Genomic DNA, 11,871 nt, shown 5'->3' with positions numbered 1-11,871 from the left:
TAACGAGGGGATTCGTTGCAGATTTGTGATTATCGTTGCAGTTGGAACCAGTGCGCACTTACCAACCCGCCACGGACTCGATCCGGAATAACCATAGAGCAGGCGCATAACGCGCCGTTTCACTCAGGGGAAATTCATGTCCAATCGTCTGACCAAGGCGTCGCTGCTTGCAGGCACCATCATGGTCGGTGCCTTTGTAAGTGCCCCCGCACTTGCGCAAAGCACCGAAGATACCGCGACGGTCGCAGCCGCCGACGAAACGGCTGGTGAAGCCATCGTCGTTACCGGTTCGCGCATTCAGCGCCGCGACCTTGAGGGTTCGGCCCCTCTCGCAATCGTCTCTGACGAAGAATTCAAGCTTTCGGGTGCGGTGAACGTTGAATCGGTCATCAACACCCTTCCGCAGGTCATTCCCGGCACGACCTCGTTCTCGAACAACCCCGGTGGCGGCGTCTCGACGCTCGACCTTCGCGGTCTGGGCGAAGAGCGTAGCATGGTGCTGGTCAACGGCCGTCGCTGGATGTTCTACGATACCAACCAGGTTGTCGACCTGAACACCGTTCCGACCTTCCTCATCGACAATGTTGACGTCGTGACCGGCGGTGCGTCGGCAATTTACGGTTCGGACGCTCTTGCAGGCGTCGTGAACTTCCGTCTGAAGGACGTGCAGGGCATCGAAGTTGGTGGCCAGTACGGCATCACCGGCGAAGGCGACGGCAAGCGTTACCAGGCGCATATCGCGCTGGGTTCGGAATTCGCCGACGGCCGTGGCCATGCCACCGTCTATGGTGAATATTACAAGCGCGGCGCGATCTTCGCGCAGGGCCGCGATTTCTCGCGCAATGTCAACTGGGACGACTATGAAGGCGGCATCGTGCCCGGCGGTTCGTCGACCGTTCCCTATGGCCGTTTCACCTCGACCCTGCCGGTCGAATCGGACGATCCCACGGCAACGCTGTGCCCTGCCGGTAACGTATTCTGCTCGCCCGGTGCGGTTTACCGCGATCCCGGCGTAAGCTCGCCGCGTACCGGTGCCGACCTGTATAACTACGGTCCGGTCAACTACCTGATGGTCCCGCAAGAGCGTTACCTGATGGGCGGCTATGCCGACTACGAATTCGCTGACGGCCACACGGCCTACACCGAAGTTTCTTTCGTCAACAACCGCGTCGCCAACGAACTGGCTGCAACGCCGGTGACCGGCACGTTCAATGTCGACATCGCGTCGGTCGCCGATTTCATCTCGGCCGATGACGTTGCGGCTCTGAATGCGGTCGACACCGACGGCGACGGCGTAGTGCCGCTGGCCGTGCAGCGCCGCGTTACCGAAAGCGGCAGCCGTAACTCGCTGGACGAGCGTAACTCGTTCCGCATTCTGGCTGGCGTTCGCGGCGAACTGACCGACACCATCGGTTATGACGCCTATTACCTGTATTCGCGCACCCGCAACTCGAACGTTCAGGCGGGTAACATCTCGCGCTCGGCGTTCCAGGCTGGCCTCGACGGTTCGGCTCCGGCGATCAACATCTTCGGCCCGAACACGCTGACCCCCGACATGGTCGACCAGATCTCGATCCTGGCGCAGAACGGCGATACCTCGTCGCTGCAGGTGGCCAACGCGTCGATCAACGGCTCGCTGTTCAACCTTGGCATGGGTGCCGAAGATGCCGGCTTCGCGTTCGGCGTCGAATACCGCAAGATGACTTCCGAATATATTCCTGACACGGCACTGTCGTCGGGCGATGTCATCGGCTTCAATGCCGGTGAACCGACCGCGGGCAGCTATGACGCCAAGGAAGTCTTCGGCGAGCTTCTGATCCCGGTCGCGGCGTACATGCCCGGCATCCACCGCCTCGAACTGAACGCCGCTGCGCGTTATTCCGACTATTCGCTTGAAGCAGTCGGCGGCGTCTGGGCCTATGGCGGCGGCGTCAAGTATGCTCCCATCGCGGATGTCATGCTGCGTGGTCAGTATCAGCGCGCGGTTCGTGCACCCAACGTGCAGGAACTGTTCGGCGGCAACGCACAGGGCTTCCCCGGTGCGACCGACCCGTGCGGTGCCAACCAGGCCGACGCTCTGCAGACCGATGCAGTCCGCGACCTGTGTATCGCAACCGGCGTTCCTTCGGGCGCGGTCTGGGGCAACAATATCCAGCTGAACACCCAGATTCAGGGTCTGTTCGGCGGTAACCCCGACCTGCAGGAAGAAACTTCGGATACGTGGACGGCTGGTGTCGTGCTGCGTCCGACCTTCCTGCCCGGCTTCAGCGCGACTGTCGACTGGTACAACATCACCGTTGACGGCGCGATCGACACCCTTGGTGGCGGTCTCGCTAACACGCTGAACCTGTGCTACAACGTCATTCAGGACATCGACAGCCAGTACTGTCAGGCCTTTGTCGGCACGCGTAACGCGCTGGGTCAGCTTGACGGTGTGAACGCACCTGCCATTCTGAACGCCAACACCGGTGCTCTCGAAGTCGAAGGTATCGACTTCGAACTGAACTATGGCACCGACCTCGACTTCGGTCTGATGAGCGAAGAATCGCGGATCTCGTTCGGCTTCATGGGCACCTACACCATGGATTACCTCTACACGCCGGTGGCTGAGCTTCCGGACGAGGTGTTCCAGTGTGCTGGCAAGTTCGGCGTGCTGACCTGTGGCGAGCCGATCCCCGAGTGGAAGTGGTCGTCGCGTCTTTCGTTCATCGACGGTCCGCTGACCACCAGCTTCCGCTGGCGTCATGTGGGTTCGGTCAAGGATGACGATGACAGCACCGATTACGCTGTCGAGAAGATCGGCGCGTATGACCTGTTCGACCTGACCTTCGGCTTCGACGTGACGGAATCGTTCAACCTGACCGCAGGTGTGAACAATCTGTTCGACAAGAAGCCGCCGACGATGGGTGACAACCAGGAGCAGACCAACACCTGGCCCGGTACCTATGACGTCATCGGTCGCGACTTCTTCATCGCAGCAAGCATGAGCTTCTGATCGAAGATCGCATGAACAAGGAAGGGGCGGTGACCGGAAACGGTCGCCGCCTTTTTCTTTTGGTTGCGACTGTGATGATAGTGGACGGTCAGACGGCCATCAGTGACTGGTAACGTCGAACGCCACGGTCATCCGGCGGCCCGCCGCAAAGGGCGTGGTGCCGTGATACAGGGTGCTGGGAAACAGGGCGAGATGCCCCGCTTTTGGCCGGAAAACTGCCAGCGGTTCCAGATCGAGCCGCAGATCGGCAGGCGGGCGGCCCAGTTCCAGCAGCGCCTCTTCCCCATCGCCTGCAACATCGGGCAAATCTATATAGAGCGCTGACGACAGAATGCCTTGCGGGTGGATATGACCCGTGTGGTGATCGCCCCCGCCATGCAGGCGGACCGACCACGATCCCTCGATCCTCCATCGCGCATTGCGCCAGCGCAGGAGCGGATGGGTATCGTCCTGTGGGGGCAGGCCGGTTCGATGCACGTCCAGCGTGGCGCGGATCGCATCGGACAGGCGGCGCAGTTCGGGCTCCATCCGGTGGAACAGCCGCCCGCGCGTCTGTGTGCCGCCGCGCAGCGATTGGCCCAGCGGAAAGACCGACCGGTCGTGCAACCCATGCAGCACGCGCGCAGCATCGGCCAGCACTTGCGGATCGCCTTCCAGCGGGCGCAGGGCAAATAATCCCGCTTGCTCGTGCAACCACTTCGCGCGGGTATCGCCCGTCAGCCGCCACACGATCCCGCGCAGCGCCCATGCGCCGATATCCCACGGTTGGGCGTCCAGCGCACTGGCCAGCAGATCGTCCGCCCGGTCATATTCGCCGCGCCGGATGCGATGGCGTGCCTCGTGCAGACGGTGTTCGAAACTGTCGGTCGAAAGCGTGGCAAACAGGGTTTCGGCGCGGTCGTCGTCACCGGCGGCCCCCGCATAGATCGCTTCCAGCAAAGTGAGGCGCGGGGCATCGGGCAGGCGCTGGCGGGCGGTGTGAACGACTTCTGCCGCTTCGGCGTTACGGTCGATCCCCGCCAGCAACTCGCCGTGCAGGAATGCGATGCTGGCATCTTGAGGCAGGCGGCGTTCGGCATCGGCCAGATGGCTGGTGAAATCCGTTTCGCCAGCGGCCAGCCGCAATTGCGCCAGAAATCGCAGCCCGTCGTGCCATGCGGGGGCCTGTACCACCAGTTGCTCGGCAATTGCCCGCGCCCCAGCGGCATCTCCAGCCGCTTCCATTGCCTGGGCCTTGCCCAGCCACGCATTCGGGTCGGCATTATGCGCCTGTAATGCGCGGTCGAAGCGCGCGGCGGCGTCACTTTCGGCACGTTCGAGCGCAATCCGCGCCCTGCCGTGCAGCGCAATCGCCCGCGCGGGATCGATCGCCAGCGCGCGATCATAGGCTGCCGCCGCTTCATCCAGCCGGTCGGCAGAGCGCAGCGCATTGGCACGGGTCGAATGAAAACGCGCATCGTTCGCCCCCTGCTGCGCAAATCCGGCCAGCAGTTCCGCCGCTTCCTCCGCGCGGTCAGCCTGTGTCAGCGCCAGCGCGCGATTGACCGCCATGGCCAAAGTGCCCGGCCGCGCGGCCAGCGCCTTGCCGAACAATTCGGCCGCCGTGGCCGGATCGCCCAGCCGCATATGCAGGTTACCTGCCGAATTCAGCAGGTCGGCATGGTCGGGATGCTGTTCCAGCGCCGCACGATAGATGGCCGCCGCGCCGGTCGGATCGCCCCCGCGCTCTGCCGCAATTGCGCGCTGGTGCCATTGCTGCGGGGGAAGGGCAGCTGCATTCACCGGTCGCGCACCCAACCGGTAATGGCGAAGCGCTGTGCGGGCGCGAAGGGCGGAACATAGCCGACCGAATGGGCCTGCGGCACCGAAAACAGGTTCAGCGTATTGAACCGCGGCCGCCAGCCTTCGACAATGTCGCCATCCTCGTCGAGGAAATTGAGATAGCCGCCCCAGTCGGGATGCCAATCGTCCCCTGCCATGTTCAGCACATAGGCGACGCGCCACCCTTCGGCCACATGGCTGTCGATATGGCGGCCAAGGAAATGGCCAGGGCCGAACATGGTAGCCTGCGCATCGGCCTTTACCAGATTGTCGATGCCGGTGATGTCGCGGACCAGTCCCAGGAAATCAGGGGCGTTCAGATATTCCAGCAACAGGTCATGCGGGGAATCGGGCGACCATTGCTGTTGATAGGCCTCGAGGATCGGATAGCGGCCGAACCGGCAGGCGTAGTCGCCACCTGCCGCGGCCTTGTGCGCGGCCTCGATAATGCTGCGTGCCTTGGCCTGGCCGTCGGGCGTGCGCATCTGGCGCGCTTCGACCGCGTCGGGAGGTGCATGGGTACCGGCTTGTCCTGCGATACCCCACGGCGTATGGGCCGCAAGAATCTTGCGAATTTCGGCCGCTGTCGCTTCGGTTAATACGTTACGCACTTGCACACGGCCGTTACATCTGTAACGATCCGCAAATGCCTCGCGATCCAGCGAAGGGTTAAGCCTGAACAATTCCTTGGGCACGTTTGGGCGACCTTTCATTCGCGTGCTGCACTGTCGTTAGGCGGTGCGGGGTCGGGATGGCAACAGGTCGCATCGGGCGGCCGCAATCGGGGGTCGGGTTTGGGCGGAGAACGGGCCAGTGGAAACAAGAGCTGCTAGAATTCTGAATTGCTGTCTTGCCGGATGTCGGGTGTCATGAACCCGTCGCTCAGCCTTTCGCGCTTTCTTCCCTATCGCCTGTCCATCACATCGAACGCGATAAGCCAGCGGATTGCGGTGGAGTATCGCGCGCAGTTCGATCTGAAAGTGCCCGAATGGCGCGTGATGGCCGTGCTGGGCGATGTCGGTCCGCTGACCCAGCGCCAGCTGGTGGGCGCGACATTCATGGACAAGGTGGCCGTGAACCGCGCGTGCAAGGTGCTGGTCGAAGACAACCGTGTCCGCCGCCATCCCAATACGCTCGACGGTCGCTCGCATCTGCTTGAGTTGACCGCGGAAGGGCGCGAGATTCATGCACAGGTGATGCCGCTGGCCCTGAAGATGGAGCAGGAAATCCTGAATTGCCTGACCGCAAAGGAACAGCGCGAGTTCAGCAAGACGCTGGACAAGCTGTTCGCACAGGTCCGCGACATCGACCCCGAGGAGTAATCGCACATATGCCAACTGCCGCGACAGACCGGCGGCAGCTAAATCGAAAAGGGCGGCACCGGTTTCCGGCGCCGCCCTTTTCCTTTGGCGGTTCGGGCTGAACCCGCAGAACGGCGATCCCCTAAAGCATGGCGTCGGAGATCGAGCAGGCCGCGGGGCCGAGGATGACGATGAACAGCACCGGCAGGATGAACAGGATCAGCGGCACGGTCATGATCGCGGGCAGGCGCGCGGCCTTTTCCTCGGCGCGCATCATGCGTTCGTTGCGGAATTCTGCTGACAGCACGCGCAATGCAGATGCCAGCGGCGTTCCGTAGCGTTCGGTCTGCACCATGGTCGTCGTCACGCCCTTCATCGCTTCCAGATCGACGCGATAGGTCAGATTTTCAAACGCCATGCGTCGTTCGGTCAGGAAAGACAGTTCGATCGAGGTCAGCGCGAATTCGTCGGCCAGCTCGGGATAGGCGCGGCCTAGCTCCTTGGCGACGCGGTTGAAAGCGGAGTCGACGGTGAGGCCGGCCTCTGCGCAGATCACCAGCAGATCCAGCGCGTCGGGCAGCCCCGTGCGGATGGCATCGGTGCGTTTGCCGATGATATTTTTCAAATAAGTCCCCGGCCCGTAATAACCGGCGGCAAGGCTGCCAGCGAAGACGGCCAGACGCTTCATCGGTCCCCATTCGGGATAGGTGTCGGTCCAGTAAACCAGCACAGCAGCGATAAAGCCGAACAGGATGGGCAGCACGACGCGCGCGGCGACCACCACATAGGCCAGTTCCTTGCGGCGGATACCGGCCTGCGCCAGCTTCTGCTCGATCTCCTTGATCTGGCTGTCCTGCAGCATCGAAAACTTGGACAGGTAATCGCGGACCTTGTCGGTCAGATCGGTCTTGCGGCGCAGCGTGCGGCGCTTGACCTGCGCCTCGCTCATCAGGCCGAGTTTCAGCTCTTCGCGTCGCGCATTCAGCGATTTGACGCGCTTGGCCATCGGATCGCGCACGGTCAGCGCGGCGTAGATCGCCATCATTGTGGCAAGCGCTGCGATGCCTGCCAGAATCGATCCGACAAGGATGACGTCAACGCCAAGAAGGGTAGGGCCGGTTGTTTGCATGATAATTCTCGCGCCTTTCCCCGCTCAGATCTCGAAGTTGACCATTTTGAACATGACGAAGCCGCCGATGCTCATCCAGCAAATGCCGAACAGGCCCGCGACGATCAGCCGGTCGTCGGTGAAAAAGCCGCCGAGGTAATCGGGGTTCAGCATGTAGACGATGGTGAACACCAGAAAGGGCAGAGCGCCGACGATATAGGCCGATGCCTTGGCTTCCGAGCTCATGGCGCGGATCTTCAGCCGCATCTGGATACGCTTGCGCAGCACATCGGCCAAATTCGCCAGCGTTTCGGCCAGGTTACCGCCCGTCTCGCGCTGGATGGCAAGCGAGATGCAGAAGAACTTGAATTCGGGAATGTCCAGACGGTCCGCCGTTTCCTGCAGCGAATCGTCGAGCGACTTGCCCACCTTTACGCGGTCGGTGATCGCCTTGAATTCTTCGCCCACGGGACCGGGGATTTCGCTTGAGACAACCGCAAGCGTTTCGGTAACCGGCAGGCCCGAGCGCAGGCCCCGAACCAGCAGTTCGATGCCGTCGGGAAAGCGGGCGTTGAAATTGGCAAGCCGCTTCTTGATCTGGCGGCCGACAATGAAATGCGGCAGCCCAAGGCCCGCGACCGCACCGCCTGCCAGTGCCATCAACGGCGCGCCGGTCGTGATCAGTATCAACACACCGATGCCGACAAACAGGCCGCCCGATACATAGAAATAGGTTGGCACGGTCCAGTTTCTGCCCGTCCGATGCAGGCGCAGTGCCAGAGCGGCGATGCGCGAGTCCGAACCGGCAGCATGGCGCGCGCGCGGCTTGCGGGCCGAGATCGCCTTTTTCAGCTGGGCTTCGACGCGCGATTCCGCGCTTTGCGAGTGGCGATAGCGGATCTGTTGCAGGCGCTTGGCCTGCTGGCGCGAGGAGGCCGAGCCATAGAGCGCGTAGAAGGCAACGCCGACCACCAGCATCATGCCGACAACGACTATGAATATCTGTGCAAACTGCATCGCCCGTGAACCTCCGGTACTCTAGTCAATCCGATCGCGTCCCCCGCCCGCGAACGGGACGGGGGATTTGCGCATCAGGCTTTCTGCTTGGTCTTGGCCTTCATTCCGCCCAGACCGAATTTTTCCATCAGCGATCCGCTGTTCGACGCGCCGCCGCCACCGGCGGTTGCCTTTTCGTCGCCATTGGCCGCCATGATGGTGCGTGCCAGATCGCGCAGCACGGCCGATGCCTTGCTGGCGCGGTTGGCTTCGACGAAGACCTGCCCGACCTTGGCTGCCTGCGTTGCGGTCTTGACGTCCATCGGCATGATGAAGTCGATCTTGCGCTCGATTGAGGCTTCGAAATCGGCCTTGCTGATTTCGCCCGCGCCGCTGGTGACGCGGTTGGCAACGACGATCGGCTTCATGTGCGAGGCATTGGTCGCCACCCACGAAAGAATGCGGATCGCATCGCGCGCACCCGACAGGGTCAGTTCGGTCGCCAGCACGAACACATCGGCATCGGCCAGCACATGCGGGAAATTAATCAGCATGTTGCGCGGCAGATCGACGACAGTCATGTCGAAGGCCTGACGGAATTCCTCCTCAAGCTGCACAAAGGCGCTGCCATCGGTCATCAGCGGCGAATGGATCGGCGCTTCGGAGGAGAGGACCGAGAGATTGTCGTTTGCCCGCACCATCGCGCGCTCGATGAACAGTCCGTCGATACGCGACGGATTTTCGATCGCGTCCGACAGGCCGCGGCCCGGTTCCAGATCCATCGTCAGCGCGCCCGTGCCGAAATGCACGTCGAGGTCGAGCAGCGCGGTGGGCAGCTTGTGTTCGGCGCTGAACAGCCATGCGAGCGACGTGGCGATGGTCGATGCGCCGACCCCGCCGCGAGTGCCGACAATGGCGCTGATGATATGGTTGCGCGTGACCGAGGCGTCGGCCGACTGCCGCGGCGCGCTCAACACACTTTGTGCCTGCAGCAGCGAATCGCGCAGCGCTTCCTCGCTCAGCGGCTTCAGCAGATAGTCCTGCAGCCCGCTGGCGGTAAGGTCGCGATAGAGGCGCACGTCATTGATCTGGCCGACTGCGATCACCACCGTGCCGGGTTCGCAAACCTCTGCCAGCGCGTTGATGTCGGACAGCGGGTCGCCGCATTCCGACAGGTCGACCAGCAGGATCTGCGGGCTGGCGGAAACCGACAGGGTCTGCACTGCATTGCGAAGCCCGCCCATGTTGCATTTTTCATGCGGCATGTTGAGGTTCGAGACGGTGGTGCGGACCACTTCCATGGTCGCTTCGTCGCTGACGAAGGCGGCAAACGAATCGCGTTCGCCCATTCCGGATGACATCTGGTTCATCAAAGCTTCTCCTTCGCGATTCCGTTAGTTGCCGCCGCCGCCGCCGCCGCCGCCTTGGTTGGTCGATACGGTGGGCAGGCCGCCTTCGCCCGTGGGCGCTTGCTGGCGATAGCTGTCGATGGCCTTGGTCGAGCTCATCACCACGGTCTCGCCCGTGCCCTTCTGGCCTGTCAGCAAGTCTTCGGGGTTGGCGATCATCGCGGCGAGATTGGCGTTCACCGAACAACCGAAACCGTCGCTGGTCGCGTTATTCGGGTTGAAATCGCTCTTATCCGTCCAGCGCGGGCAGTTTTCGACCGCCGCAGTCGAACGCGTCACGACGACGCGGGCGACGCCGGGGCCGGCCTGTCCTTCAGTCACGGGCGGCGCTTCCGACAGGATGATGCCCTGCCGGTCGGCCAGCGACATCAGGTCTGCCTTGGCCGCAGGACCAATATTGGTGGTGTCGACCGAAACCTTGTCGCCATAGGACAGGTCCATCGCTTCCCACCAACCGGCAAGGCGGCTCTGTTCGCCAATCGGAACGCCCGACGAGCTGGTCATGACGTCGAACACGTAATTGGTGCGCGACACGACCGGTTGATGCACCGAATTCAGCGAGCGGTTCGAGGCCGTTCCGCCGACGCAGCCCGCCAGGGCGGCCGATGCACCGAGCAGAAGCGCGGCAGTTGCCGATTTGCGCGCAGTGATGGTCTTGATCATCTTGGTCACCTTGCTGCTCCTGCGATCAGAAGTTGAAGCCGGGCTTGGCATCGCCGGCATCGGCGCTGCGAACCGGGGCGGCTTGCTGCGGGATGGAATTCATGCCGACGACGGGGCCGGTCGGGGCCGCTTCGCTGGCGCTGGGCATCGGACGGCGCGCGCCGCCGGTTTCACCGTCGGACTGCATGCCCATCAAATGGCCCAGCATCGTTGGGTTCTTGTAGCCGTCGGTCGGCAGGGCGATGTCCTTGGCATCGACGGGCTTCACCAGATAGGGCGTGACCACGATCACCAGTTCGGATTCGCCGCGGCGGAAGCTGGTCGAGCGGAACAGATTGCCCAGGATCGGCAGATCGCCCACGCCCGGGGTCTTGTCGATAGTGCTGTTCGAATAATTCGACAGCAGGCCGCCGATCATGAAGCTCTGGCCCGAACCCAGCTCTACCGTCGTTTCGGCGCGGCGGGTTGTCAGGGCAGGCACTTCGAACCCTTCCAGCGTGACCGAACCCGCGCTCGACAGTTCCGACACTTCGGGACGGACGCGGATCGAGATGCGGCCATTGGCCAGTACGGTCGGCGTATAGGCAAGGCTGACGCCGTATTTCTTATATTCGATGGCCACGGTGCCAAGGCCCTGGCTCATCGGGATCGGAAATTCGCCGCCCGCGAGGAATTCTGCGGTTTCGCCCGACAGCGCGGTCAGGTTGGGCTGGGCAAGTGTGGTGACCAGACCGTCCTGTTCGCCAAGATCCAGCGCGCCCGCAATGTCGAGGCCGAGGAACTTGCCAAAGCCCGCGATCGTGCTGCCGCCGCCATTGCCGGCGACAAGGCTGGATCCGTCCGAAGCAGCAGTGCCGCCGGTAAAGACGCCGCCACCCACGCTCCATTGCGGCAGGAAGCCGTCGCGCCCTTGCGCCAACCCGAATTTGAACCCGCTGGTGCCGTCATAGGTTGCCAGATTCACGCCCATCGCGCGGACCAGCGTGCGGCTTACCTCGGCAAAGCGCACATGCAGGCTGACCTGTAGCGGCGTTGCCAGTTTCAGGCGGCTGATGACGTTGACGCCGTCACCGACGAAAGCGGCGACAAGGCGTTCCGCCTCGGCCGCGTCTTCGGGGGCCGCGACGGTGCCGGTCAGCAGGACCGTGTTGTTCATGGTCGCTGTCGATATCTTGGCTTCGGGCATGGCGAGGCCCAGCATCTGATCGATGCTGTCAATATTCGTGCCCACGCGCACATTCGCCGACCAGATGATCGCGCCGTTCGCGTCGCTGGCATAGACGGTGGTTTCGCCGCCCGACTTGCCGAACAGATAGATCTGGTTGGTCGATTTGACCTGAACGTCGGCGACGTTTTCGTCGGCGATGAAGATGTCGGCCATCCGGCCGCCCACATTGACCAGCTGGCCGCGACCGATCGACAGCACGATCTGGTCGGCAGGCGTCGGCATGGTCTGCGCGGTCGCGGTGGTCGCGATGCCCGCGGGGCCGATCGGCGCCAGGGCGGTGGCAGTGAGCACGAGGCCCGAAAGCAGGCGGCGTTTCATCTTATGTCCCCCCTTGGACACATTGTTACGGT

General features: G+C 62.8%; 9 protein-coding genes. 2 read left to right on the top strand and 7 right to left on the bottom strand.

Annotated features, from left to right (window positions below; genetic code table 11):
• Positions 1-136 precede the first annotated feature (136 nt).
• A complete protein-coding gene (locus tag LOZ77_RS09495; RefSeq protein WP_230278943.1) occupies positions 137-2,995 on the top strand; it encodes a TonB-dependent receptor domain-containing protein in 2,859 nt (952 codons plus the stop codon).
• Positions 2,996-3,094: 99 nt separating this feature from the next.
• Here LOZ77_RS09495 and LOZ77_RS09490 read toward each other — a convergent pair whose 3' ends face one another.
• Both LOZ77_RS09490 and LOZ77_RS09485 read right to left on the bottom strand, forming a co-directional pair.
• A complete protein-coding gene (locus LOZ77_RS09490) occupies positions 3,095-4,777 on the bottom strand; it encodes a tetratricopeptide repeat protein (RefSeq protein WP_230278942.1) in 1,683 nt (560 codons plus the stop codon).
• Complete coding sequence (locus LOZ77_RS09485) at positions 4,774-5,427, bottom strand: 2OG-Fe(II) oxygenase family protein (RefSeq protein WP_230278941.1); 654 nt, start codon at positions 5,425-5,427, stop codon at positions 4,774-4,776. Before LOZ77_RS09485 ends, LOZ77_RS09490 begins: the two co-directional genes overlap by 4 nt.
• Positions 5,428-5,685: 258 nt before the next feature.
• Between LOZ77_RS09485 and LOZ77_RS09480 the strand changes: the two genes are divergently transcribed.
• Entirely contained in the window at positions 5,686-6,138 is a 453-nt protein-coding gene (locus LOZ77_RS09480) for a MarR family winged helix-turn-helix transcriptional regulator (protein ID WP_230278940.1), read from the top strand.
• 121 nt (positions 6,139-6,259) lie between these two features.
• Here LOZ77_RS09480 and LOZ77_RS09475 read toward each other — a convergent pair whose 3' ends face one another.
• The 5 genes from LOZ77_RS09475 to LOZ77_RS09455 all read right to left on the bottom strand — a co-directional run bounded on the left by LOZ77_RS09475 (position 6,260) and on the right by LOZ77_RS09455 (position 11,839).
• Positions 6,260-7,252, bottom strand: a complete 993-nt coding sequence (locus tag LOZ77_RS09475; RefSeq protein WP_230281829.1) for a type II secretion system F family protein — start codon at positions 7,250-7,252, stop codon at positions 6,260-6,262.
• Positions 7,253-7,270: 18 nt separating this feature from the next.
• Positions 7,271-8,242, bottom strand: coding sequence for a type II secretion system F family protein (locus LOZ77_RS09470; RefSeq protein ID WP_230278939.1), 972 nt, complete (start codon positions 8,240-8,242; stop codon positions 7,271-7,273).
• Between the two features lie 74 nt (positions 8,243-8,316).
• Complete coding sequence (locus LOZ77_RS09465; protein ID WP_230278938.1) at positions 8,317-9,591, bottom strand: pilus assembly protein CpaE; 1,275 nt, start codon at positions 9,589-9,591, stop codon at positions 8,317-8,319.
• Positions 9,592-9,615: 24 nt separating this feature from the next.
• Positions 9,616-10,293, bottom strand: coding sequence for a CpaD family pilus assembly lipoprotein (locus LOZ77_RS09460; protein ID WP_230281828.1), 678 nt, complete (start codon positions 10,291-10,293; stop codon positions 9,616-9,618).
• A 25-nt stretch (positions 10,294-10,318) separates the two neighbouring features.
• Positions 10,319-11,839 carry a type II and III secretion system protein family protein gene (locus LOZ77_RS09455; protein WP_230278937.1) on the bottom strand — a complete coding sequence of 507 codons (1,521 nt, stop codon included), beginning with the start codon at positions 11,837-11,839 and terminating at the stop codon, positions 10,319-10,321.
• Between the last annotated feature and the right edge of the window lie 32 nt (positions 11,840-11,871).

Source organism: Croceicoccus sp. Ery15, assembly GCF_020985305.1.
Lineage (GTDB): Bacteria > Pseudomonadota > Alphaproteobacteria > Sphingomonadales > Sphingomonadaceae > Croceicoccus.
This window is presented reverse-complemented; position numbering and strand designations above follow the sequence as displayed.

Excerpts from the sequence above, each read along its gene's own strand:
- LOZ77_RS09460 (WP_230281828.1), bottom strand. The coding sequence starts at position 10,293 with ATGATCAAGACCATCACTGCGCGCAAATCGGCAACTGCCGCGCTTCTG.
- LOZ77_RS09495 (WP_230278943.1), top strand. The coding sequence starts at position 137 with ATGTCCAATCGTCTGACCAAGGCGTCGCTGCTTGCAGGCACCATCATG.
- LOZ77_RS09480 (WP_230278940.1), top strand. The coding sequence starts at position 5,686 with ATGAACCCGTCGCTCAGCCTTTCGCGCTTTCTTCCCTATCGCCTGTCC.
- LOZ77_RS09465 (WP_230278938.1), bottom strand. The coding sequence starts at position 9,591 with ATGAACCAGATGTCATCCGGAATGGGCGAACGCGATTCGTTTGCCGCC.
- LOZ77_RS09455 (WP_230278937.1), bottom strand. The coding sequence starts at position 11,839 with ATGAAACGCCGCCTGCTTTCGGGCCTCGTGCTCACTGCCACCGCCCTG.
- LOZ77_RS09470 (WP_230278939.1), bottom strand. The coding sequence starts at position 8,242 with ATGCAGTTTGCACAGATATTCATAGTCGTTGTCGGCATGATGCTGGTG.